Origin of the sequence: uncultured Mucilaginibacter sp. (genome assembly GCF_937859865.1) — a bacterium.
In the GTDB taxonomy this organism is placed as follows: domain Bacteria; phylum Bacteroidota; class Bacteroidia; order Sphingobacteriales; family Sphingobacteriaceae; genus Mucilaginibacter_A.
Map to the genome: position 1 here is coordinate 23,906 of NZ_CALMAT010000156.1, position 23,985 is coordinate 47,890.

The 23,985-nt window shown below is 41.1% G+C and carries 19 protein-coding genes and 1 pseudogene (1 of these 20 running past the window's edge); 7 read left to right on the forward strand and 13 right to left on the reverse strand.

Features of this window, described 5'->3' with window-relative positions:
• Both Q0192_RS16985 and pdhA read right to left on the reverse strand, forming a co-directional pair.
• Window positions 1-630 (reverse strand): annotated as a pseudogene (locus Q0192_RS16985) (2-oxo acid dehydrogenase subunit E2); it reaches 1,035 nt to the left of the window's first position.
• Between the two features lie 57 nt (window positions 631-687).
• Entirely contained in the window at window positions 688-1,683 is a 996-nt protein-coding gene (pdhA, locus tag Q0192_RS16990; RefSeq protein WP_299291356.1) for a pyruvate dehydrogenase (acetyl-transferring) E1 component subunit alpha, read from the reverse strand.
• Between the two features lie 222 nt (window positions 1,684-1,905).
• On the opposite strand from pdhA, the gene Q0192_RS16995 reads away from it, so the two are divergent.
• Entirely contained in the window at window positions 1,906-2,469 is a 564-nt protein-coding gene (locus Q0192_RS16995; RefSeq protein ID WP_299291359.1) for an NlpC/P60 family protein, read from the forward strand.
• Between the two features lie 40 nt (window positions 2,470-2,509).
• Here Q0192_RS16995 and Q0192_RS17000 read toward each other — a convergent pair whose 3' ends face one another.
• Window positions 2,510-2,686 (reverse strand): hypothetical protein, encoded by a 177-nt coding sequence (locus Q0192_RS17000; protein WP_299291361.1) that lies wholly within the window; start codon window positions 2,684-2,686, stop codon window positions 2,510-2,512.
• 106 nt (window positions 2,687-2,792) lie between these two features.
• Here Q0192_RS17000 and Q0192_RS17005 point away from each other — a divergent pair, with 106 nt between their 5' ends.
• The 3 genes from Q0192_RS17005 (at window position 2,793) to Q0192_RS17015 (ending at window position 5,495) form a co-directional block, all read left to right on the forward strand.
• Window positions 2,793-3,728, forward strand: a complete 936-nt coding sequence (locus Q0192_RS17005) for an SPFH domain-containing protein (RefSeq protein WP_299291362.1) — start codon at window positions 2,793-2,795, stop codon at window positions 3,726-3,728.
• 68 nt (window positions 3,729-3,796) lie between these two features.
• Window positions 3,797-4,453, forward strand: coding sequence for a DUF4433 domain-containing protein (locus Q0192_RS17010; protein ID WP_299291363.1), 657 nt, complete (start codon window positions 3,797-3,799; stop codon window positions 4,451-4,453).
• 7 nt (window positions 4,454-4,460) lie between these two features.
• Window positions 4,461-5,495, forward strand: a complete 1,035-nt coding sequence (locus Q0192_RS17015) for a macro domain-containing protein (RefSeq protein WP_299291364.1) — start codon at window positions 4,461-4,463, stop codon at window positions 5,493-5,495.
• A 60-nt stretch (window positions 5,496-5,555) separates the two neighbouring features.
• Here Q0192_RS17015 and Q0192_RS17020 read toward each other — a convergent pair whose 3' ends face one another.
• Entirely contained in the window at window positions 5,556-8,084 is a 2,529-nt protein-coding gene (locus tag Q0192_RS17020) for a ligase-associated DNA damage response DEXH box helicase (RefSeq protein WP_299291366.1), read from the reverse strand.
• Between the two features lie 116 nt (window positions 8,085-8,200).
• Here Q0192_RS17020 and Q0192_RS17025 point away from each other — a divergent pair, with 116 nt between their 5' ends.
• The gene (locus Q0192_RS17025) at window positions 8,201-8,587 is read left to right on the forward strand and encodes a type II toxin-antitoxin system HicB family antitoxin (protein WP_299291368.1); all 387 of its coding nucleotides are present in this window, start codon (window positions 8,201-8,203) and stop codon (window positions 8,585-8,587) included.
• Window positions 8,588-8,618: 31 nt separating this feature from the next.
• Here the strand turns inward: Q0192_RS17025 and Q0192_RS17030 are convergent, their stop codons facing one another.
• Both Q0192_RS17030 and Q0192_RS17035 read right to left on the reverse strand, forming a co-directional pair.
• A complete protein-coding gene (locus tag Q0192_RS17030) occupies window positions 8,619-9,221 on the reverse strand; it encodes a hypothetical protein (protein WP_299291370.1) in 603 nt (200 codons plus the stop codon).
• Between the two features lie 58 nt (window positions 9,222-9,279).
• Complete coding sequence (locus Q0192_RS17035) at window positions 9,280-9,765, reverse strand: BON domain-containing protein (RefSeq protein WP_299291372.1); 486 nt, start codon at window positions 9,763-9,765, stop codon at window positions 9,280-9,282.
• A 107-nt stretch (window positions 9,766-9,872) separates the two neighbouring features.
• On the opposite strand from Q0192_RS17035, the gene Q0192_RS17040 reads away from it, so the two are divergent.
• Entirely contained in the window at window positions 9,873-10,457 is a 585-nt protein-coding gene (locus Q0192_RS17040; protein WP_299291374.1) for a hypothetical protein, read from the forward strand.
• Window positions 10,458-10,644: 187 nt separating this feature from the next.
• On the opposite strand, the gene Q0192_RS17045 is transcribed toward Q0192_RS17040, so the two are convergent.
• The 7 genes from Q0192_RS17045 to Q0192_RS17075 all read right to left on the reverse strand — a co-directional run bounded on the left by Q0192_RS17045 (window position 10,645) and on the right by Q0192_RS17075 (window position 22,765).
• Window positions 10,645-12,138, reverse strand: a complete 1,494-nt coding sequence (locus Q0192_RS17045; RefSeq protein WP_299291376.1) for a RagB/SusD family nutrient uptake outer membrane protein — start codon at window positions 12,136-12,138, stop codon at window positions 10,645-10,647.
• A 21-nt stretch (window positions 12,139-12,159) separates the two neighbouring features.
• The gene (locus tag Q0192_RS17050) at window positions 12,160-15,504 is read right to left on the reverse strand and encodes a TonB-dependent receptor (protein WP_299291378.1); all 3,345 of its coding nucleotides are present in this window, start codon (window positions 15,502-15,504) and stop codon (window positions 12,160-12,162) included.
• Window positions 15,505-15,952: 448 nt separating this feature from the next.
• Entirely contained in the window at window positions 15,953-17,152 is a 1,200-nt protein-coding gene (locus Q0192_RS17055; protein WP_299291380.1) for a FecR family protein, read from the reverse strand.
• A gap of 110 nt (window positions 17,153-17,262) precedes the next feature.
• Complete coding sequence (locus Q0192_RS17060; RefSeq protein ID WP_299291383.1) at window positions 17,263-17,847, reverse strand: RNA polymerase sigma-70 factor; 585 nt, start codon at window positions 17,845-17,847, stop codon at window positions 17,263-17,265.
• A 359-nt stretch (window positions 17,848-18,206) separates the two neighbouring features.
• Window positions 18,207-21,053: a M16 family metallopeptidase gene (locus Q0192_RS17065; protein ID WP_299291386.1), complete on the reverse strand. Its 2,847-nt coding sequence runs from the start codon at window positions 21,051-21,053 to the stop codon at window positions 18,207-18,209.
• Between the two features lie 70 nt (window positions 21,054-21,123).
• Window positions 21,124-21,606 carry a DUF2059 domain-containing protein gene (locus tag Q0192_RS17070; protein WP_299291388.1) on the reverse strand — a complete coding sequence of 161 codons (483 nt, stop codon included), beginning with the start codon at window positions 21,604-21,606 and terminating at the stop codon, window positions 21,124-21,126.
• Between the two features lie 16 nt (window positions 21,607-21,622).
• The gene (locus tag Q0192_RS17075; protein ID WP_299291390.1) at window positions 21,623-22,765 is read right to left on the reverse strand and encodes a DUF5009 domain-containing protein; all 1,143 of its coding nucleotides are present in this window, start codon (window positions 22,763-22,765) and stop codon (window positions 21,623-21,625) included.
• Window positions 22,766-22,864: 99 nt separating this feature from the next.
• On the opposite strand from Q0192_RS17075, the gene Q0192_RS17080 reads away from it, so the two are divergent.
• Window positions 22,865-23,985 (forward strand): anhydro-N-acetylmuramic acid kinase (locus tag Q0192_RS17080; protein WP_299291392.1); only part of this gene is annotated, 1,121 nt, incomplete at its 3' end.

The window sequence follows — 23,985 nt, forward strand, 5'->3', positions numbered from 1 at the left end:
CAGTAAAGGTGTAATGTCCGTACCTTCTTTACCAACGATAGCGATAATGCCGTTTACCGGTGCAGCTTCGCCTTCTTTTACGCCGATGTAAAGCAAAGTTCCTTCTTCGTAACCAACAACTTCCATCGTGGCTTTGTCGGTTGCCACATCAGCCAGCGAATCATCGGCTTTAACTTTATCGCCAACTTTGAAATTCCATTTTTCGATGGTGCCTTCCGTCATCGTATCGCTCAACAATGGCATTCTGATTACGGTAGCCGGAATACTGGAAGTATCTACTTTTGCAGCAGGTGCAGCAGCAGGTTTTTCTTCTGCTTTGGGTTGTTCTGTTTTTGCTTCTGCTTGAGGTGTTGAACCGCCTTCGGCCGCCAAAGCTGCTTTGTAGTCTTCACCTTCTTTGCCAACTACGGCAATCACGGCATCCACCGGTACGGCTTTGCCTTCTTCTGCACCAATGTATAAGATGGTGCCATCCTGGTACGATTCAAAATCCATGGTAGCCTTGTCTGTTTCTACCTCAGCCAATAAATCACCGGATTTTATTTTATCACCAACTTTTTTATGCCATTTGGCCAATACCCCTTCCGTCATGGTATCGCTCATTTTTGGCATTTTTACTACTTCGGCCATATATTAATTGGAATTTTTTATATTGATGGGAATGATGCTTCTTTTATCGTATAAAAATTAGTCCATGATATATGGGTAATCTTTTTGTACATAAACATCGGTGTATAATTCTGATGGTTCCGGGTAATGCGATTCTTCTGCAAATTTTACAGCTTCATCCACAATACCTTTTACTTTGGCATCAACACTTTCAATCCAGGCTTCGTCCGCATATTTCTCTTTCAAAATAGCTTGTTTAACTACCTCGATCGGATCTTTAGCTTTATAGCTTTCTACCTCATCTTTGGTGCGGTATTTCTGCGGATCAGACATGGAGTGACCTTTGTAACGATAGGTGCGCATTTCCAGGAAAGTTGGGCCTTCGCCGTTGCGTGCACGTTCTATTGCTTCATCCATTGCATTATGTACAGCAACCGGATCCATACCATCAACCGGAGCCGAAGGCATATCATAAGCCAAGCCCATTTTGTAAATATCCGTCATGTTGGTAGTGCGTGCTACCGAAGTTCCCATGGCGTAACCGTTGTTTTCGCAAATGAAAACAACCGGAAGTTTCCACAGCATTGCCATGTTAAAAGTTTCGTTTAAGGCACCCTGACGGACTGCGCCATCGCCCATATAACAAAGGTTTACAAAATCTTCACCTCTGTATTTACTGGCAAAAGCGATGCCTGCACCCAACGGAATCTGTCCGCCTACAATTGCATGGCCGCCGTAGAAAAAATTTTCTTTATCAAAAAGGTGCATCGAGCCGCCTTTTCCTTTCGAGCATCCAGTAGCTTTGCCATACAATTCGGCCATGATGGCGTTTGGAGAAGTGCCCAGTGCCAAAGCGTGTGCATGATCACGATAAGTAGTAATCATACTGTCGCCTTTTTTGATAACAGACATGGCACCGGCCAAAACCGCTTCCTGCCCGATGTATAAATGACAAAACCCGCGGATTTTTTGTTGTCCGTACAACTGTCCTGTCTTCTCTTCAAACTTGCGCATCAATAACATGGATTCGTACCACATCAAATACGTGTCTTTTGTAATAGCAACTGAGCTCATGAACGATATATTCTTGTTTTTAGAACAGCAAATCTAATTATATCCCAACAAAAAGCGAAACATGCGCTGTTTGTTTGCGTAATAATTAGGAATTAAAGTTGATGAAAATTATTGATTTCGCTTTTTTTTCTGGAAAAAAGCCAATAGATTTGAAATCCTGATAAAAGAATGCTTTCAGGTAAATTTAATTAACTCAATGTATAGTTAACTAATCAGTATTAAATGAAGAAATTAGCAATCATTATTCTGTTTATTGCAACAACTGCCACTGTTAATGCACAAACTACAAAAGCTGTACCAAACCAGGCCACAGAAAAAAACAATAATGATGACGACAACGATGATAACCTGAGCAAAGGTTATTTTTCGCAAATTATGGGCGTTGCGCTCTCGGCAACATCCAATGTTAAGCTATTTCAATTTGTATATGATTGGATTGGAACGCCTTACCACTTAGGCGGAAACAACAAAAACGGTATTGACTGTTCTAAATTTGCTTTCGAACTGTACAATAAAGTATTCAATACCGTTATCGGAAACAACAGCCGGAACATTTTTAGCATGGTAAACCCGGTTGGCAAAGAAGAATTAAAAGAAGGTGATTTAGTTTTCTTCAAAATACACAGCCGTTCGATTACACATGTTGGCGTTTATATCGGTGATGGCCGGTTTGCGCATGCTTCTTCCAGTAAAGGCGTGATGATCAGTAATTTAGCCGATCCGTATTGGACACGATATTATTACAACGGCGGCCGACTGCTGTCAGATTTAACGGCAAGCAACTAAACAAAAAAAGCCCTGTAAAAGAAGTACAGGGCTTTTTTTGTTATACATCTTTTGTGGTTCGCACCAAGCTAATCCCGCTAAAGAAAAAGATGATCCCTACAATTACCGCTACAATTACAGACCGCGATTCGCCGGTATGCTGCACAAAACTGTAGGCGCCATAAATAATACCGATAATGCCCAAAAGGGTTAAAATTCCGCCGAAAGCTCTTTTCATAGTTTCAATTGTTTAAGGTTTAAGTACAGCGGTAACAGCAAAAAATAAACCAATCTATCTAATACTGTTTTTACCTATATTTATTCGGTTTAAATCCTCTTTAAAAATGGCCAATATTTTTTCGCTCGTCCTTTTGTTCCTGCTGCTGGTTATCGCTTTCAGTTCGTTTGTAACGGTGCAGCAAGGCACCATTGCCGTGGTAACTGTTTTTGGCAAATACCGGAGGATTTTATTTCCCGGCCTCAATTTTAAATTGCCGCTGATTGAGCAAATTTATTCCCGCATCTCAATCCAAAACCGTTCTGTCGAATTGGAATTCCAAGCCGTAACGGTAGATCAGGCCAATGTTTACTTTAAAGCCATGCTTTTATATTCAGTTTTTGACCAGGGCGAAGAAACCATCAAAAACGTGGCGTTCAAGTTTGTGGACGAAAAAAACCTGATGCAAGCTTTGATCCGTACGGTGGAAGGTTCTATCCGTGCTTACGTAGCAACCAAACGCCAGGCAGACGTGCTAATTTTGCGCCGTGATATTGTAGAACACGTAAAAGAACAGTTAGACCAGATTTTGGAAAGCTGGGGCTACCATTTGCAGGATTTGCAGTTAAACGATATTACTTTTGATGAAGTGATCATGAGATCCATGAGCCAGGTTGTGGCTTCCAATAACCTAAAAGCTGCTGCCGAAAACGAAGGCCAGGCGCTACTAATCACCAAAACCAAAGGCGCGGAAGCCGAAGGAAACGCCATTAAAATTGCTGCAGAAGCCGAACGCCAGGCCGCACAATTACGCGGACAAGGTATTGCGTTGTTCCGCGAAGAAGTAGCCAAAGGGATGACGCAAGCCGCCAAAGAAATGCAGGAAGCCAACATGGATACTTCGGTTATTTTGTTTACCATGTGGACGGAATCCATCAAGCACTTTTCTGAAAACTCCAAAGGCAACGTGATCTTTTTGGATGGATCTACCGATGGCATGAAACGGACGATGCAGGAATTGATGAGTATGAATTTGATGAATACGGAGGGGAAAAAGGCTTGATTGCGAAACTGAACGTTTTAGCAAACAAACAATAGTATATTTGATGCTTATAAAGTAGTGATTCAGAAATGGATTTGGCGGAAATAAAAGTATATCGTATGATACATATTGATAACATTCCGCATGTTCTTCATCATGGTATTACACTTAAAAGTTCACCAAATAAAAATTCTAAGTTTATTACAATAGGAGATACAAGTTTAATTGATACTAGAAATAATAAACAAGTAAGTGTTGATAATGGTACTTCTTCAAGTTATGTTACGCCTTTGATTACTCTCGGAGATTTTATTCCGTTTTACTTCGGTGTAAGAATGCCTATGTTATATGTTATACAACATGGGGGAAATTTTGTTGAAAGAGCAACTCCTGCCATTAATATAATTTATTTGGTTTGTTCGGTAAGTTCAATTGTTAAATATAGCAAGGATTACTATTTCTCAGATGGGCATGCAACAGATAGCTTAACTACTTTTTATGATAAAAGTAAGATAACTGATTTACCGAATATTATAGATTGGAATGCAATTAAGGCACCATATTGGAGTGGACAAGAAAATTTAAATATTAAACGAAAAAAACAAGCAGAGTTTTTGGTGTCGTGTGATTTACCAGCCAACTTAATAGTAGGTTTTGGCTGTTACAATGAAACAGCTAAAAATAAATTGATAAACCTGGGTATTTTAAAAGAAAAAATAAAGGTAATACCTAACGCTTACTATTGAAAGAAGTATGATACAATATATAACAGGTAATATTCTAGATAGTACTGCTCAAGCACTGGTTAATACTGTCAATACAGTTGGTGTTATGGGAAAGGGTATTGCATTACAGTTTAAAAAAGAGTATTTTAATAATTATAAAGCCTACGAGAAAGCTAGTCAAAAAGCAGAAATAGTAGTTGGAAAAATGTTTGTTACTAAAGATAGTAATGCGACTTCTGGGGAAAAGGTAATTGTTAATTTTCCAACAAAAACAGACTGGAGAAAACCCTCAGAGTATAGATATATCGAAGAAGGTTTGGATGATTTAGTTAACGTAATTAAAATAAATGAGATAAAGAGTATTGCAATTCCTCCTCTTGGTGCAGGAAATGGCGGTTTAAAATGGGAAAAAGTAAAAAGAATAATTGAAGAAAAGCTTAGTTATCTGAATATCGAAGTATATGTTTATGAGCCAACGGCACAAATAATAGAGCATTTAAAAAAGGAACGGGTTAAACTTACAGATGCCCGAGCTTTGTTGCTGTATGTACTTTATGATTTAGTTAGGAACGGTGAGTATGTATCAGAATTTTCAAGTGAAAAGGTTTGTTACTTTTTACAAAAATTTGGAGCAAAGAAGTATTTCAAATTGAAATATGAACCAAATTTTTATGGACCTTATTCAGGAAAAGTAAGATTTGTATTGAATGCTTTGAATGGAAGCTATATTATGGGATATAGCGACATGAACAAAAAACCTTTTGACCCAATAACTTTAGTTGCTGACGGTTATGGTACAGTTAAAAATCATATCGAAAGTAATCAGGAGCTATTTACTATTGCGAAAAACGTAATATCCTTTCTGCAAGGATTTTATTCAGACTTTGGTCTTGAACTGTTGTCTTCTATTGATTATATAGCTTACAAAGAAAGTACTTTCGAAAAGGAAATTATCACTCGAAAGTTGGAAGAATGGAGTGATAGAAAGCGCAGTATGTTTTCAAATCCTAGATATATTGACATTTCATTAAAACATCTTCAAAAGTCAGTCACTTTTGTTTAACGTCAGGTTAGCAATGAAAATATATTCAAGTTAAAAAACCTTCTATACTTCTTTTACCACCTATTTTTCATACTGCACCGTCATCTTAGCCACGCGTTCTTCCAACGATTCCATCGTCATTTTTTCACGTAAGCGGTCAACCAAAATAGGGAAGGCAAAAGGCGTTGGGCGTTTAATGATTTTGATGATGATTTCTTGTGTGGAGATGCGTTGCAAGGCTGCTCGCAACCTAAATTCTTCCAACTGGTAAGCCAAAGCTTCGTTGTAGGCTTGCTGCACCAATAAATTATCCGGCTCGTATTCGCTAAAAACTTCAAACAATAAGGACGTAGAAGCCTGCAAATGCTTGTTTTTAATTGGTTGGCCGGGATAACCGGTAAAAACCAAACCGGCAATATGCGCAATATCACGGAAACGGCGTTTGGCCATTTCGGTGGCGTTTAAGCTTTGCTGGATGTCGTTTAGCAAATTGTCCTGCGAAAACAAATCTTCCTCCAATGCTTCTTTTATCGGTATAAAATCATCGGTCAGCAATTCAAAACCATAATCGTTCATGGCGATGGAAAACGTGGCACTTTTAATCAACGCCAAGCGATAGGCCAGGAGCGAAGCCATGCCTTCGTGCACCTGCCTTCCTTCAAACGGATAAAAAAACAAATGATGGCCTTCTCTGGATTCGAGTTCCTCGATTAAAAACTGATGCTTTTGTGGCAAACAGGATTCGGCGGCCTGCAAATCGAACAAAGGTTTTAAAGCTTTTATTTCGATGTCTTTTTCCAGTCCGTGCGCCACTTCGTCCAGCTTTTGACGGATGACGGCGCAATACTGCGAAGAAAGCTGCATCCGCTGGCCCATCCAACTTGGGATAATTCCTTTTTTAACAAGTGATTTTTTAACGAAAGCGGTCATGTCTTTCACCTTAATCAGTTCCAAACTTCTTCCGGCAAACCAAAAATTATCGCCGGGTTTTATTTTGGAAATAAAGTTTTCTTCAATCGTGCCCAAACTGCCGCCGCTTAGCCATTTTACGCGCAAACTTACTTCGCTGGTGATCGTTCCCATACTCATCCGGTGGCGCATGGCCACGCGGCGGTTGTTTACTTTGTACAGGCCTTCTTCCAGTTCAACCTTTAAAAATTCGTCGTACTGCGAAAGCGTTTTGCCACCATAAACAATAAAATCAAGCAGGCTACCAAATTCTTCCCGTGTCAAATCGGCGTAGGCATGTGCTGTTTTTACCTGCCTAAAAACAGCATCGGCATAAAAACCATCCGAAACGGCCAGCGTAACCAGGTACTGCATCAACACATCAAAAGCCAGCAAAACAGGGTCGCGGCTTTCGTAAATCCCAGCCAACATCGCTTCTTTTAACGCGGCGCCTTCCATCAATTCCAGAGAATGGGTTGGCACGAAATAAGCTTTAGAAGTTGCGCCGGGATGATGGCCACTCCGCCCGGCACGCTGCATAAAACGGGCAACACCTTTTGGGCTGCCGATTTGAATAACGGTATCAACAGGACGAAAATCAACGCCCAAATCTAAACTTGACGTACAAACCACCAGTTTCAGCATCTCACTATGCAGCGCATTTTCAACCCATTTACGCAAGTCGTTATCCAACGAACCGTGGTGCATTGCCATAATTCCGGCGTATTCCGGATACTTATCTAAAATAGCATGATACCAAATTTCGGCATGTGCACGCGTGTTGCAAAACAACAGCGTCGTATTGCTTTTGGCCACGATTTCCATCACCTGAGGCAGCAGTTTTACGCCGAGGTGCCCGCTCCAGGAATACTTTTCGATTTGGTGCGGAATAACGGATTCGATGGTGATCTTTTTCTCAATATCCGAACGGATCAGCCGGACGTTTTCCTTCGGGAAATCATTTCCCAACAAAACTGCCGCGGCTTGTTCTAAATTGCCAATGGTGGCGGAAATGCCCCAGATTTTCAGTTGCCGGTTTTCAGTTGCCGGTTGTGAGTTCTGGGCGTACGACTGGTCTAAACCTTGAACTGGCAACTCGCCACCGGAAACCGGCAACCCTTTCAGTCTTGAAAGCCCCAATTCCACCTGCACGCCTCTTTTACTGCCTAAAAGTTCGTGCCATTCATCCACCACCACCAATTGCAAATGTTGCAGTGTTTTGGGGTAATCTTTTTGTGCGAGCATTAAATGCAGGCTTTCGGGCGTGGTGAGCAGAACTTCCGGGAGTTTTTTGCGGAGGGCATTTCGCTCGGCAGTCGAAGTATCGCCGGTGCGGGTTCCAATTGTCCAGGGCAAACCCAAATCATCGCAAACAGATTGCATGGCTTTGCGGATATCATTGGTCAAAGCCCGAAGCGGTGTAATCCACAACAATAAAAGCCCGTTGTTTTTTCGGGTCTGGTAATCTTTCGGATGTTCGTTAATGTAACCAGCCAGAAAAGGCAGAAAAAGCGCAAACGTTTTACCGCTTCCGGTTGGTGCATTAAGCAAACCTGATTGCCCGGCCAGATAAGCCGCTTCCATTTCCTGTTGAAACGTAAACTGCTTCCATTTTTTCTGCTTGTACCATGCGCGGATTACTTGTTGCCCTTTTGTGTTCATCTCGAAATACAAAGTTAAAAGGATTGCGGTTAAAGCAACAACGCTAACACAATCAGGTATTGTGGAGTAAAACTTTCTTTAAATGATTGAGTTGAGACAGAAAGGAAAAATAAAAAATGATTAATTCTTTAAATTATCAGGATTATACAGCAACCATAACTTACAATGCGGAAGACGAAGTTTTTTTTGGAAAAGTTATCGGATTAAACGATCTGATCCTTTTTGAAGGGACTTCGGTTGCCGAACTGAAACAGGCTTTTGCAGAAGCAATAGAAGATTATTTAGAAACGTGCAAAAATTTGGGAAAATCGCCGGATAAGGCTTACAAAGGCTCTTTTAACGTGCGCGTACCGGCTAGTTTGCATAAACGGGCCGCTTTAGTTGCTTCCCAACACCACGTTACTTTGAATGATTTTGTAAAAACAGCTTTGGCTTATGCGGTTGAAAATGAACTACCTATGGTTTTTTCCGAAGAGCAGGCCGGATACAAAGCTGATAAGTAATCAATAAAAATGTACCGATAAAAGAAGCATCCTAACTTTCCGGAAATAATTCCTGTTGGATTTTTTCCAGCTCCACCAAATCGCCTATATCTTTTGGCCTTGCGGTTGCTTTTTTTTCGCGGATTAAATCGGCCAAAAACAGTACTTTAACCTGCACTTCATCCAAATCTCCGGTTATGGCTTTTGCATAACAAACATCAAAATCATGTTGTGAAAAAACTTTGGTCTGCTCGCCCAAATCCAAAGAAAAACCATTTTTACCAAAAGGAACGGTGGCATAACCAAATACAAACTGGGTATTTAGGAGATATTCGGCACCGGTAACTAAATTTTCTTTAAGTGATTGAACCAAGCCAGCCCTGTTTTCGGGTGTGTTTTTGATCCAGATATCCATATCCGCGGTCGTTCGGGTATGGCCGTAAAAAGCGCCAGCCATTCCACCAATCAACAGATATTTTACGTTGTGATCAGCAAAACTCTTTAACAAATTTTGCACATCATTGCTCGAAATATCCATGTTTTTTTGATCGTTTTTCAGTAACGGATTTGCCCTTCTCAACTTTGCTGATAATTGCATCAGCGAAAAAAACCGGGCTATATTTTGCTGAAAAGTAGGAAAAATGTTGGCTGGCATACGGCATCATCCACCTAAAAGGCAAGCTAATTTAACAATTATATTTGATTGCCATACTTCAATCTGTCTTGAGCTGGTTTTCTATTTTCTGCGGATGCAATGGGTTCAGCCCGGCTAAAATTTTACCGGCATCCTTTGTTTTGGCTTTTCCTTCCAGCACAACCGTTCCGCCTTTTACGTTGGCCTGCACTTCGGGATAATCTTTTAAAACACTGTCTACGGCTTGTTTAAGTGGCAAATCGGCATTCAAAACAACAGGTGCCACTTCAATATGGTTAACAATCCCTTTTACAATGTTGATCCCTTTTACAGTTTGTTCGGCTTCCCCTTTTGATTTTTCGGACGAACATTTGCCGGTTAACGTAACCACGCCGTCCTCAATTGTATAATTAACGGCTGCAAAATTTAATTCGTTTTTAGCTTTTGCGGCAAGGTCGGCTTTGATTTCTTTGTCCAATTCCTGCTGGCTGCAACTGCTGATTGTTCCGACAAAAAACAAGGAAAGCAGTATTTTATTTAAACGGGAGATTAGTTTGCTTGTCATAAATTTATCTGTTTCGCATTAAGCTTTTATTTAAAAGGTCAAATTCCTTGCCTTTGTTTCGCTTTAGTTCATTCATTTTTGTTGATCCAATTTTTACCAAATAAAGTATGCAGGCGTTCCAAAATTATTTGCTCGTTGGTTTTTGGCTGATGTTTGGCTTTAATAATCCGTCAAAAAACAGCTATACTGTTTTTACCGGCCCAAAATCAGTACCGGCAACGCAACTGATCGTGCCGGGAAAATCCATCGGACAAACTAAACTGAAGGAAGATGCCGTATTGGTTTATAAAGCTTTAGGCAAGCCTGATTTTGGTGATGCAGCGATGGGAAAATCCCTTGCCACCTGGTACGCCGCACTTAATCCATCGGGCTACCAAACGCAGGTTTTCTTTTCCCGGTACATGGGCGGTATGGACGATATTACGAGCCGTGTAAAGCAAATCCGGGTTACTTCGCCTTATTTTAAAACGGTTGAGGGAATTGGCGCAGGTTCAACTTTAAAACAAATCCATACTTTTTTCAAGGTGCGCAAAACAGCCGCTTTTACAGAAAATAAACAGCGCTATTTTATTTATGATACCCATAGAGGCATTGCTTTTGAAAGTAACGCCAGCGGTAAATGTACAGGTGTAATTGTTTATTTATTGGGCGGCCGCGGTGGGTTTACTTATCTTCCTTTTCATTCCAACTAAAATAGGATTAAACAAAAATGCTTCTTTTACCACTGATTTTTTGGTGGTAAAAGAAGCATGGATGGTTTTATACTGATAGTTTTACTCAGCTTACTTTTCATTCCGATAAAAACCTTTTAAATAAAAATGCTTCTTTTAGCACACAAAAAATAGTGTGCTAAAAGAAGCATGGCAAACCAACAAGCTGTTACCAGCCTATGTTTTGTGTCAGTTTGTTATTAGTGGCTATTTCCCGTTGCGGTATTGGCCATAAATAATATTGGGATTTCATGGTTACACCTTGTTCATTGGGTGTAGTAACGGCATCTCCAAAAGTATTGTTGATGACATTGTAAATTTGGTGTGTGCGTTGGATATCAAAATAAGCTTTATTTTCATACGCCAGTTCGTGGTAGCGTTCTTTCCAGATGGCTATCCGGAACTGCTCTTTGGTTAAACCGCTTAATGGCTGTAATTGCGCCCTTGCCCTGATCTTGTTAATTTGCGTATAAGCATCCGGCGTTGGGCCGTTCACTTCATTGCTTGCTTCGGCATAGATCAGCATTGCTTCGGGCAAACGCAGGAAGGTCCAGTTTTCATCGCATTGGCCATTGCCCAAAGCACTTTCTACATGAAAATATTTGTACAATGCGTGTACGCCAAAAACCACCGTGTTGTTTGGGCTGCCAAATTGCGGATAGCTCGAAAAATAAAACTGCCGTTCCTGCGTGCGCAAATCCCCTGGTTCATAGCTGTTGAAAAATTGATTGGTTGGGATCATCCCGCCCAAATGGTCTCCATAAGCTCCAACGGGAAGGTTGAAAGGAAGGGTTAACTGCGCGATGGCATTGGTGGAAACGCCAACCAAGTACTGCGACTGGAAAATCAGTTCGCCCTGGTTTTTATGGGGATTATCATGCAGGTAGTCGTATTTTTCGAACAAGGTGTATGACGGTAAAACTTTTTGTGCTTCGGCAGCAGCTAATGCATAATTAGCCGTTTTTTGCAGCGGATAACCGGCAGTAGTAAGATAAACGCTTGCCAGCAATGTCCTTACAGCACCTAATGAAACACGGCCGGTTTGGTCTGTTTCCGGTAACGGCGATGCTTCTGCCGCCAGCAAATCTTTAATGATAACGTCGTAAACCTGGCTAACCGGCGTACGGGTAGGATAAAGGTTCGGGCTGTTTACGGTAATGGAAGTGGTAATCAACGGAACATCGCCATACAAACGCGCCAGGTGGTAATAAAAGAAAGCCCTTAAAAAATAAGTTTCGCCTAATAATTTATTTTTAAGGGTTGCATCCATGCTTATTCCGGGTAAATTTTCAAGCGCAATATTGGCATTGGAAATAGCTTTGTAACTATTAGACCAAACATCTTCAAAACCGGGGTTTACAGCATCTGTACGGTTATTGATAACGTTGTTGTTGTTTACGCTTTGCCCAAGGGATGTAGTATGCCCGGCAAACAATTCCATGGTGATGAAAGGGCTTTCGCCGTAAGCATCACCGTTTTGGAACATGTACAGCGATGAATAAATACCGTTTACAAAAGTTTGTGCCTGAGAGGAAGAAGTAAAGTAATTGCTCTTCACAAAATTCCCCAAATCTTTTTCAACCAAATACTTTTTGCAACTGCTTGCTATCGCTACCAGGATGAATAATAAAGCAATTTTGTATATATTTAAGTTAAATTTCATAGTAGTTGTTTTAATTGGATTTTAAAGACTAACACTTAAACCAAGCAAAAAAGTCCTGGGTTTAGGATAATCATAAAATTGAATGCCTTGGGTAAAATTACTTGAACCGTTATATGTGGAGGTTTCCGGGTCATAACCTGTGTATTTAGTGATCAGGAACAGGTTTTGAGCTTGTGCATACACTCTTAAACGGTTTAAACTTAATTTAGACAATACATTTTTTTGAAATGTATAACCTAAAGTAACACTTCTGCCGCGGATAAAAGAACCGTTTTCAACCTTGGTCGAATAAATTTCTGTTTGGTAGCGGACATAAGCAGGCCTGTCTTCGGCTATAAAAGTGTTTTGATTGGTAGGTGTCCACGCGTTTAGCACAGTTGCATAACTATTGGCCTGGCCGGTGCGGTCCTGGCCGGAATGCCGGGTTAAGTTCATAATCTGGTTTCCGTAGTTAAATTGCAGTTCGATGCCCAAATCAAAGTTTTTGTATCGGAAATTATTGGTGAACGTACCATAACCATCAGGAATGGATTTGCCGAGTACAACTTTATCAGCAGAAGTAATCCTGCCATCGCCGTTTGTATCCTGGATTCTGAGGTCGCCCGGCAACAAGCCATATTTAGCCGCTTGCGCTGCATCTGCAGTTCCCCAGGTACCTAAAACTTTGTAACCGTAAAAACTGCCCGCAGGTAAGCCAACCCTTACCAAGTTAAACTGCGAAAGAAAAACCGGGTTCAGGAAGATGTCATCATTAGAAGCACCTAATGCTATTACCTTATTTTTTATCAAAGAAATATTAAAGGTAGTGTTCCAGCTAAAATTTGTGCCTTTGATGTTTGCCGTATTCAAAGTAAACTCAAGCCCTTTGTTCTCCAGTTTACCTATGTTTTTATATACACTGTTAAAACCGCTTGTTTCTGGCAGAGGGGCGTTAAGCAATAAGGCTTGTGTTTTTTTCAGATAAACGTCTGCATCAATATTAACACGTCCATCAAATAAGCCAAAGGAAAGGCCGCCATCGTATTCAGCCGTTTTTTCCCAAGCCAACTGTTCGTTCCCGATTGTTGATTGCGTAGTGCCGATGGCCTGGCTTCCACCAAATACGTAATTGGTGGTATTAATGTTGGCAAGAGAGCGGTATTCGCCTATTTCTGAGTTTCCGGTAAGGCCATAACTTAACCTTAATTTCAGGTCAGAGATGGTTTTATTGTCTTTAAGAAAATCCTCCTGCGATATCCTCCATGCTGCTGCTGCTGCTGGGAAAAAGCCATATTTAACATTTGTACCAAAACGAGATGATCCGTCTTCGCGGCCGGTTACTGTTACAATATATTTATCTTTATAAGTGTAATTGGCCCTGGCTAAAAACGATTGCATTTGCCATGCATCATAGTTTGAAGAGGGTATGCCAGGTATAGAGCCGGCACCTAAGTTAAAGTATTGATAAAAGTTGTCGGAAAGGTTTTGTGTAGAAGCGGCAAAACCGGTCTGCTGAAAATTTTGAAGCTCTGTACCTACTACCACGTTTAATGAATGGATTTTATTAAACGTTTTGTTATAAGTAAAATAGTTTTGCCATTCCCAAAAGGTATTGTTTTGTTCGTTTATTGAGGCCGAACTATAAGTTTGACTGGCTGTTGAACCGCCTACCAACCCGGTCTGAGCGTTTGGATTGTAATTGGCAGAGGTAGTTACACCCAATGTACTGCGAAATTCAAGGCCGGGAAACAGGGTGATATTGGCATACCCATTACCACTAAAAATACGTCTTTTGTATAAAATCTCAACCTCATTTGCCTGTGCTACCGGATTGTCACCACCTTCCATATTCGGATAGTCAGTCCTTTTGCCATACGTGCCATCAGGGTATTTTATAGGAACGATAGGGATCATTTCGATCAGCATCCGCGGAATATTGTTTCCTCCTGTTCCGTTATCAGCAACACGTTGGTCCTGAGTATTATAATTTAAGGTGGCCCCAACTTTTAACCAAGGTTTAATCTGGTTGTCCAAGGTTAAACGGGCATTGTAACGTTTAAGATAACTGTTTAAAATAATACCTTCATCATCTGTATAATTCAGGAAAAGGCCGTAATTGATGTTTTCGGCACCTCCAGTAAACGACAGGTTATGGCTTTGGCTATAAGCTTTCCGGGTAGTTGCTTTTTGCCAGTCAACATCATAAAGCGGGTTAAGGTTGCTGTCAAACAGTTTGCCGATTAGCGCCGTCCTTATTTTTACCGGGTCATCATTTACATATTTACCGGCTGCCCAGCCAACCGGATCATATTTTTTAATATTGGCGTAAGATTGGTCTTCAACTGCTAAAAACTCTTTAGAATTAAGCACAGGTAGTTCTTTTGCCATCACACTTAAACTTCCGTAAGTATCATAATTGACCGTGCTTGGGGTACCTTTTCTGCCCCTTTTGGTTGTGATCAATATAACACCATTGGCACCGCGCGTACCATAAATAGCTGTTGAAGATGCATCTTTTAGCACATCAATTGTTTCAACATCATTTGGGTTGATCGCGTTTCCGCCTTCTGTCCAAACCACGCCATCAACAACATACAACGGGTCTGTATTGGTATTGATAGAACTATAGCCCCGTATGCGTATTTTTGTTGCACCGCCTGGTGCACCAGAGTTGGTAGAAACGTTAACACCAGCTATTTTACCAGCCAGTTCCTGCTCTAAATTTGTTTGCGGCCGTTCTTGCAGTTGCCTTGCGCCTACGCTTCCAACAGCTCCGGTCAGGTCAGATCTTTTTTGCGTACCATAACCAACTACCACAACTTCGTTTAAAGCTTTTGGGCTTTCCGTCATACGGATATTAATTTGCTCGCGGTTGTTTATCGCTACTTCCTGTGTAACATAGCCTATAAAACTAAACACCAGTGTCCCGTTTCCATCAACTGCGTTTAACAGGTATTTACCGTTCACATCCGTAACTATCCCAGTGTTGGTTCCTTTAAGTTTCACGCTTACGCCAGGTAAAGGCAGCCCTTTTTCGTCAGTAACTGTCCCCTGCACCCTTTGTACAACCAAAGGAACTGCAGTTTCAGCCTTTTCTTTGCCTTTTACCACAATCGTTTGCGAAAATATTTTGTAGGTCAGGGGCTGGTCTTTAAAGCATTTGTTCAGTGCTTCTTCTACAGTTACCGGGCCTATTTCAATGTTTATTTCCCCGGCTTTTGCTATGTCCTGCTTATCATATAAAAAATGGTAACCGGTTTGTTTTTCAATAGACTTTAACACTTTTTCAACAGTAGCCTTTTTTTGATGAAGTGTTACAATTTGGCTATAAGTTTTAGCGCTAACATTGGTAAGGGCTGCAATTATTAAAATAGCAGTTAATTTCATAACCAATAAAATTTTGGAAAGGTTAGGCCAGGCCAAGGGCATAGCCTTAGAATTAAAATTCATAAGTTTGTAGAGTTTGGGTTAAAAAATTGCTCTCAATTCGTCGATTGTAATTTGGGGATCCGGATATATGCCGGGTAAGTGGTGCAAACACTTGCCCGGTTTTTTTATGCAAGTTTCAATTACGGAAACAAAGGAAGCCCCGCCGCATTTAAGTTTAATTTTGTATTTCTTTCATCATAGTTTAATTTAAGTGAATAATTGGTTTTATTATGTTGGTTAATTGCAAACTTGTATAAGAGCCTGTTTAAATTTTGTTCAATTTATTTTGATGCTTCTTTTATCACCTAAAATCTTGAAATTTCGATGCATTTATAAAAACAAATTTTATAGGTATAAAAGAAGCATATTAATTTTTTGATAGAAATTTAACCATGCCCTAAATCCTTTATTTCATAACCGTAATGTTTCTGCCATCAATCTTGAAGTTGACACCAAAAAATTTTAGCATATTTAACAATTCAGAAATTTTTACACTACGCGATATCCGGCCTGTAAACTGCTTAACAGGTATTTTCCCTTCGTAGCTTATCGTTACATTATACCATCTTTCGGCCTGCCGCATCACTGTTTCGATGCCCGCATCTTTAAACTGGAAAAGGCCGTTTTTCCAAGCTGTTTCGTCGTCCACATCTACATCTTCAATAATTTTGGTTTGGCCTTGTGCATTTAAAAGGGCTTGCTGGCCGGGTTTAAGAAAATTAACCGAATTCCCGCTTTTTACTTTCACTGATCCTTCCAATAACGTAGTTTTTATAACACTTTCGTTATCATAAGCCATCACGTTAAAATGCGTGCCCAATACTTCGATTACAGATCGGCCCGTTTTTACCAAAAATGGCATTGCTGCATTTTTTGCCACTTCAAAATAAGCTTCACCGGTTATTTCAACCACTCTTTTTTTGCCGATAAAAACAGCAGGAAAACGCAAAGATGAAGCCGCATTGAGCCAAACTTTACTGCCATCGGCAAGTACAACCTGGTATTGTCCGCCTGTTGGTGTTGAAATGGTATTTAAGGCAATGTTTTGATCAGTGGGGAGATTATTGGGCGCTTTATAAATTACCTGTCCGTCTTTGGTTTTTGCAATGTTGGTACTTCCTTGTTTTGCTAAAAGTCCGGTATGTGCATTGTCCAGTACTATTGTTTTACCGTTTGCAAGTGTCAGGATGGCTTTGTTTCCTCCCGGCAGTATATCGTTTTTAGGCTGATGTTTTTGAACGGTTTTGTTACAGCACTTTTGCGGCCGGTAAAAATAAAAACGGGCCGCAACACTTAATAAAAGCAGGGCCGCGGCCGCAGCAGTAAATTTTTTCCATATTGGAATTCGCTTAATTGTTGGTACTGAAGCGCTATCCTCTTCTTTGGCTTTGGCTTGTAAAATATGATTCAGGATTTGGCCACTTTTTATCGGATCGAAAACAGCTTCCTTGTTTTCAAATCCGTCCCAGGTATTTTTTAGCAAGGCAGTCAGTTCCTCATCATCCGCATAAGCATCCAATAATTCAAAAAGTTCCTGCTCCTCTTGCTTGGTAGCAGTTTTTTTGAAGTATTGGTTAAAGAGGTAGTTCAACCTTGCATTTGGCATTATCACCTGAATGAATATTTTTAGTTCAATTGATTAACAAGGAAGTTGAGGCGACCTTGTGTACAAGACAGCCAACAGGAACAAAAAGGGGGTATTGATTTTAAAAATAATCAAAAATATATTACAAAGGCTAATGAAATTAAAGCAGTAGCTAAATTCGCATTAACATAGTTGGTGATGGAAGCGGTCGCTATCTGCAAGTATTTTTTCACGGTTTCGTGCGATAAATCAAGTTTTTCCGCTATTTCGGCATATTTTAAACGCTTGTGCCTGCTTAGCAAATATACTTTTTGTTGTTGCGGCGGCAGGTGGTCTATGGCTTCGTCCAGCAAACTGTAGTAGGGATTATGTTCTATCTCGGCCAAAACATTTTGAGTATAATGTTCTTCCGGTCCTTTCTGTGCCAAACGCGCTTTAACCAGCTTTTTTAAGGCATTTAAAGTGTGGTTTTTAGATACCACAAACAAATAAGCTTTAAAGTTTTGTACTTCCCGAAGCGTTTCCCGGTTCAGCCAGATCTTTAAAAATACGTCCAGCACAATTTCTTCTGCCAGCGCTGCCGAATTGGTAAGCCGCAAAATATAAGCACCTAACTGTTGGTGGTAAGTATTAAACAACTGTTTAAATGCCTGCTCGTTTCCCAAGGAAGTTTGCAGGCATAGTTTTTTGTCGCAATTAACAGGTTGGTCAGCCATAGTTTATAATTGGTGCGGGAAATGTAGCGATAAAATTACATTCTTTCCAATTAATAAAATAAGCCCCTGCTTAAATTATTTTTCAAAAACAATCCATGCTTCTTTTACCACTGTTTTTTTGGTGATAAAAGAAGCATGGGCTGATCGTTTGCAGATTCAACATTGAACAATTCGATATACCGGTTCTGTCAGGTTTGCTGTTCTTGCTATTTAGTTCAAACAAAAATCGGATTAAACAAAAATGCTTCTTTTACCACCTCAAAAAAAGGATGGTAAAAGAAGCATCTGACAGATTTTGACATGAACCATGACCTATCATCTATAAACCATGATCCATGAACTATCACCCATCAGCCAACCTACTTTTTCTCCGGCAATAAAATAAAACGGATCAAATTATCGCCGCTTAAATATTGGCTGGCCGTGGCTTTGGTGCTTTGAACGGTAATTTGGTTTAGGTTTTTTACGTGCTCCAACACATCCGCGGGGTCTTGCTGATATTGATAGCTCTTAGAAATCTGCCCCAGCCAAAAACCGTTGTTTTTCAGTTGCAATTCTGTCGAACGGCTTTCTTCGGCCACAAACTTCTGGATGTCGGTTGTTTCGGCGCCGTTCTTTTTGATCAGATCAATTTCTTCCAGCGCAGCCGTAATCAGTTTATTTACGTTTTCGGGCGCACAGCCGAAAGAAACGGTAACGTTAAAACGCTGTTCCGGGATTTTGGTGTAACTGGCGTTGACGCGCGGCGCATAAACGCCGCTTTCTTTCTCGCGCAAACGCTCAATCATTTTAATGTTCAGGATTTCCTCCAGCGCATCCAACTGCAAATTGTTGGCCTCGCTGTATTTGTAATCCCCCGTAAAAACCAACTGCACCGAACTTTTTGCCTCCAAACCTTTGTAAACCGTTTTGGTAATTTTGCCGGCCGGCGCGTGGATATTTAGGTCCTTAAAAGAAGCATTGGTTCCGGTTGCAGGCAAAGCGCCCAAATATTTTTCGAGCAGTGGTTTTATTTTTTCAGGATCGAAATTTCCTACCAGCGTAAAAACATCATGGCCATGATCGGCAAAACGCTGCTGGTAAAACGCGAAAGTTTTATCCAGCGAAGCGGCATCCAATTGTTTTAACGTTGGCGTGCTGCCGCGCAAATTGTAACTGCTCATTACAGCGGCAACCGTATCCTGGAAAACACTTTCGGGAACGGAACTGCGACTGGCAATCACCGTTTTGTATTGACTGAGGTTTGAGTTCCAAATGTTTGCATCTTTGCGCGGCGAAGTGGAATATAAATAAACCAACTGCAAAGCCGTTTCCAAATCTTTTGGAGAAGCACTTCCGCTAAAACCTTGTGCCGTAGCACTGATGTAAGGCGAAACATTGGCAATTTTGCCAGCCAGCATTTTATCCAACTGGATTTGGGTGAAACTGCCCACGCCGCTGCTGCCCACAATTTCGTCCGCAAAATTTGCTGAGGTATAATCGGCATTGCTGGCCAAAGAAGTGCCGCCAAAACTGAAACTGTTGATCAGGATCTGGTCGTTTTTAAAATCAGTTGGTTTTAAAACCACTTTTACGCCGTTTCCAAGCGTTAATTCGGTAGAATTGATGGCTGTGTTTTTCTTTTCGGAAACCGTTTTAGAACCGGTTGGCACTTTTTCTAAAAGCGGTTTGTTGCTCACTTCATCTACGTAAGCTTTTACGCCTTCTCCGGCCGTCGAAATCCAGTTTAATAAAGTTTTTTCGTTTGGTAAATTAGCTTTTTCTTTTTCCGGCGCTTGTACAATCACCACGCGGTTTTCATCACTGATGAATTTTTTGGTGAGGCCATTAATTTCACTTAACGTAATCTGGCCGATATTTTTCTGATAAAAATCATGCTTAAAATCAATACTTGGGATGGCATCGCCTTTCAAAAAATTTTGCTGGTACTGGTTTACAAAAACCGACGAACGGGTTTTGTCTTTTTCGTTAAATTGCTGGTTCAACGTGGCCATCACGCTTTGTTTGGCGCGGTCCAGTTCCGTTTGCGTAAAGCCAAATTTTTGTACGCGTTCATTTTCAGCCACAATCGCTTTAACGCCTTTTTCCAGTTCGCCCGGTTTGGTTACCACGATGGAACTGAATGCTTCCAGATCGGCCAAAAAATCACTGTAACTGCTTTGGGCAAATAAAAACGGTGGGTTACTTTGCTGCGTCAATTCGGAAATGCGCGCGTTGATCATGCTGTTGAACAAGCTGATGCGCAGGTTTTCCAGCAAGTCCATGGTGTTTTTTACAACCGTTCCCGGCCGTTTTACAATAATTTGGGCGATGGTGTAAGGTTGCTCTTTATCGGTTACTATTTTTACCAGTATTTGTTTGTGCACCGGGATTTCGTACTTCACAAATGGCTTTTCTTTGGCCGGGTTTTTCAGTTCCGAAAAGTTTTGTTTGATCAATTGCAAAACCTGCTTTGGGTCGAAATCGCCAACGGCAACCACGGCCTGCAAATCCGGGCGGTACCAGTCCTTGTAAAAATTCTTGATTGTTTGGGATTTGAAATTTTTAAGGATGTCTTCTTTACCAATTGGCAAACGCTGGGCGTAGCGCGAATTATTTAAAATAACGGGCAGCGTTTGCAGTTGGATCCGTTCTTGTGCATTTTTGCCGCGCAAACGTTCTTCTTCTAAAACAACGCCGCGTTCTTTGTCAATTTCGCTGTTGTCAAACGTATCCATGCCGGCCCAATTTGCCAGAATATCAAAACCTTTGGCAAAAAGTTTGGCGCTATCGGTTGGCATTGGCAATTGATAAACGGTTTGGTCGAACGATGTGTACGCGTTTAAATCGGCCCCAAACTTAATACCCGATTTTTGCAAAAAGTTAACCAATTCGTTTTTCGGATAATCGCGTGTGCCGTTAAAAGCCATGTGTTCTACAAAATGCGCCAGACCCTGCTGGTCATCGTTTTCCTGAACCGAGCCTGCTTTGTTTACTAAGTATAAATCAGCCCGGTTTTTCGGCTCCGTGTTTTTGCGGATGTAATAGGTTAAGCCGTTTGGCAATTTGCCGATTAAAACAGCCGGATCTGCCGGTACAAGCGAACCAGCCAAAACTTCGGGGCGCGGCCTATTTCTGGGCGAAGGCTGTGGTTTGGTTTGGGCGACGGCGGCCGTTTCAAAAGCCAGCAAAGCAATTGAAAGGTAGAGGAAACGATGTTTTAGCATGAGTTTTTAAGGAGAAAGATTGGTTTTTATTAAATGATGAGTACTGTTTTTATCACATCTTTTTTAATGTTTAATTTTTTGTTACTGCGGCTTTAATCATTTCCTGTAATTCGGCCTGATGCGCCATTACGGCCTGTTGGCCAATGAGCATTCCTTTTTGCATCATTACAGGCGATTTTTCAATCATCTTTTTTCCAAGCGGCGTTTGGTAAAATTTAGTTAGTTCTTTTATTTCCGGTTCAGTAAATTCGGAAGCATAAATTTTTGCCATATCTGTTTTAAGCAAATTCCATGTTAAATATTTGTTCATGAAAGCTTGCATGGTATCAGAAAAAACTTTTTGCTTATCGAGCGGCATATTGGCCGACTGAGCTTTAATCATATTATTGATTGTGCTGCTGAATACCGTTGGCATATCCATAGATGCCAGCATTTCCTCCGCTGCTTTTAAATGAGTAGGCGTAAAAGAAGCATTTTGGGCTTTTAAATTCAGGCTGAAAAAAAAGCAAAAAGCTGTAAAAGTAAAGCTAAACTTGTAGTAAAAACGATTCATATTAAAGGAGTTTATTTCAAACCTTAATGATAATGTTTTTCCGGTACATCAGCCATAAAATAACAAACCAAATCAACACATAAGTTAAGCCGCCGGCCAAAGAAGCATTAATGGGCGAAAAGTAAGGTGTAAAAAAAGTATCGTAAAGGTATTCATGCCCGTTTACTGTTTTTCCTGCTGCATTGTGGACGGTTATCATACTTAAAACCCGCGGAATCAAACCAGACAAAGTATAAACGGTAATCGCGTTCACGCCAAAAATTACAAACGGTTTGGTAAAACGCTTGTAGCCTTGCACATCAACCAGCCAGTAAAGCAAAGTTAAACCGATGGTTGCCAGGCCGCCGGTATATAAAACGAAAGAACTGGTCCACAAGGCTTTGTTTATCGGGAAAAAAAGATCAACCAGTAATCCGGCAATGACAGCGAGTACGCCAACAGCAAACAGCCAGGAAACTTTTTGCGCATCGGCTTTGTCTTTTCGTTTCAAATAAGTCCCGACCAAGATGCCAAAAAGCGCGGTTGCCACAGCAGGAACGGTGCTTAAAATCCCTTCTGGGTCCCAGGTTTTGGATGATTTCCAAAGGTGTGCTTCCCCTAAAATGGTGCGGTCTATCCAGGCACCCAAATTAGTTTCGGGGTTGAGGTTTGCATACCCAACTCCCGGGACCGGAATAAAAGTCATGATGAGAAAATAAGCCACCAAAATAATCACAAAAGCATTGATCCAAACCTTGCGGTTGCCATAGATATAAAACAGACCGGCAATGGCATAAACCACGGCAATGCGCTGGATAACGCCTGGGATGCGTACGGTACTAAAATGAAGATAAGGAAAAAGGTTAAGTACCAGCCCGATAAGGTATAAAATTACCGCCCGTCGAAGGACACCGATGATTAATTTTCGATGCAAACTTAGATCCGTTTTTTTGCTTTCGAGCGCGTAAACGATGGATACGCCAACGATGAACAGAAAAAAGGGAAAAACCAGATCGGTTGGCGTGCAACCGTTCCATTCAGAATGTTCTAATGGCGTATAAATATGGCCCCAATCGCCGGGATTGTTTACCAAAGTCATAAAGGCAACGGTAATGCCACGGAAAACATCGAGTGAAAGCAGGCGCGGTTTGGCAGTTTTTATAGTTGGGGTTTCGGTCATATGCTTCTTTTATCGGTATAATTTCAGTAAGAAAAAATTTCCTGGCAGGATAAATTTATTAGTTTAGGCCGTCTGCAAGCTACTTAAAACCGCAACACATTGAACAGCAATTTACAGCAACTTTTTACAATTGCGCAAAAGAAACACAAAATGATTATTGGGCTGATGTCGGGCACATCATTAGACGGCTTAGACGTTGCGCTGTGCCGTTTCAGTGGAAGCGGGATGCAAACGCAATTTGAACTGCTGGAATTTGAAACAGTTGTTTATGATGATTTTTTCAGGAACGAAGTCCGCCAGGTTTTCTCCAAAAAGCTGGTTGATTTGGAGAAATTCACTTTATTAAATGCTTTTATCGGAAACCTGCACGGCGAAATGGTGCTGCAATGCCTCAAAAAATGGCAGGTAAAAACAGCATCGGTTGATTTGATTGCCAGCCACGGCCAAACCATTTACCACGCGCCGAAACGCCAGCATCAGCAAAAAAACTATCCGAACGCTACGCTACAAATTGGCGACGGCGACCATTTAGCGGTAAAAACTGGAATTATTACGATCAGTGATTTCCGGCAAAAACATGTGGCGGCCGGCGGCGAAGGCGCGCCTTTGGCTTTGTACGGCGATGTAATTTTGGGAAGTAAAAAAGGCGAAAACCGGGTTTTGCTGAACCTGGGCGGCATTGCCAACTTTACTTTTTTGCCTGCCGATGCTTCTTTTAGCACTATAATTTCGACGGATGTTGGCCCGGGAAATACGCTGATGGATGCCGCTTGCCGCCAATATTTTAATTTGCCTTTTGATGCCGATGCGCGGATTGCACTTTTAGGAAAAGTAAATATCGAATTGCTGGAAGCTTTAAAAGCACATCCGTTTTTTGCGGCAGCTTTGCCAAAATCAACCGGGCCGGAAGTTTTTAATTTAGAAATGGTGGCGCAGGCACAGCATCAATCCAACACCAATCAAATTATTGCTGCCGATTTGCTTGCCACGCTTACTGTTTTTACGGCACAAATTATTGCGGATTGCATCCTTAAAAATTTTCCTGCGGAAGATTTACAAATATTTGTGAGCGGTGGCGGCGCGCGAAACCCTCTTTTGATGCAACAGCTTCAAAAATTAATGCCTAAAAACAGTATCCAAAATTCGGCCGCGCTTGGTTTGGCGGCAGACGCGAAAGAGGCGGTATTGTTTGCCTTGCTGGCTAATGAAGCGGTGGCGGG

Bases quoted from the DNA above. Each gene is read 5' to 3' on its own strand.
- pdhA (WP_299291356.1), bottom strand. From the start codon at position 1,683: ATGAGCTCAGTTGCTATTACAAAAGACACGTATTTGATGTGGTACGAA.
- Q0192_RS16995 (WP_299291359.1), top strand. From the start codon at position 1,906: ATGAAGAAATTAGCAATCATTATTCTGTTTATTGCAACAACTGCCACT.
- Q0192_RS17000 (WP_299291361.1), bottom strand. From the start codon at position 2,686: ATGAAAAGAGCTTTCGGCGGAATTTTAACCCTTTTGGGCATTATCGGT.
- Q0192_RS17005 (WP_299291362.1), top strand. From the start codon at position 2,793: ATGGCCAATATTTTTTCGCTCGTCCTTTTGTTCCTGCTGCTGGTTATC.
- Q0192_RS17010 (WP_299291363.1), top strand. From the start codon at position 3,797: ATGGATTTGGCGGAAATAAAAGTATATCGTATGATACATATTGATAAC.
- Q0192_RS17015 (WP_299291364.1), top strand. From the start codon at position 4,461: ATGATACAATATATAACAGGTAATATTCTAGATAGTACTGCTCAAGCA.
- Q0192_RS17020 (WP_299291366.1), bottom strand. From the start codon at position 8,084: ATGAACACAAAAGGGCAACAAGTAATCCGCGCATGGTACAAGCAGAAA.
- Q0192_RS17025 (WP_299291368.1), top strand. From the start codon at position 8,201: ATGATTAATTCTTTAAATTATCAGGATTATACAGCAACCATAACTTAC.
- Q0192_RS17030 (WP_299291370.1), bottom strand. From the start codon at position 9,221: ATGCCAGCCAACATTTTTCCTACTTTTCAGCAAAATATAGCCCGGTTT.
- Q0192_RS17035 (WP_299291372.1), bottom strand. From the start codon at position 9,765: ATGACAAGCAAACTAATCTCCCGTTTAAATAAAATACTGCTTTCCTTG.
- Q0192_RS17040 (WP_299291374.1), top strand. From the start codon at position 9,873: ATGCAGGCGTTCCAAAATTATTTGCTCGTTGGTTTTTGGCTGATGTTT.
- Q0192_RS17045 (WP_299291376.1), bottom strand. From the start codon at position 12,138: ATGAAATTTAACTTAAATATATACAAAATTGCTTTATTATTCATCCTG.
- Q0192_RS17050 (WP_299291378.1), bottom strand. From the start codon at position 15,504: ATGAAATTAACTGCTATTTTAATAATTGCAGCCCTTACCAATGTTAGC.
- Q0192_RS17055 (WP_299291380.1), bottom strand. From the start codon at position 17,152: ATGCCAAATGCAAGGTTGAACTACCTCTTTAACCAATACTTCAAAAAA.
- Q0192_RS17060 (WP_299291383.1), bottom strand. From the start codon at position 17,847: ATGGCTGACCAACCTGTTAATTGCGACAAAAAACTATGCCTGCAAACT.
- Q0192_RS17065 (WP_299291386.1), bottom strand. From the start codon at position 21,053: ATGCTAAAACATCGTTTCCTCTACCTTTCAATTGCTTTGCTGGCTTTT.
- Q0192_RS17070 (WP_299291388.1), bottom strand. From the start codon at position 21,606: ATGAATCGTTTTTACTACAAGTTTAGCTTTACTTTTACAGCTTTTTGC.
- Q0192_RS17075 (WP_299291390.1), bottom strand. From the start codon at position 22,765: ATGACCGAAACCCCAACTATAAAAACTGCCAAACCGCGCCTGCTTTCA.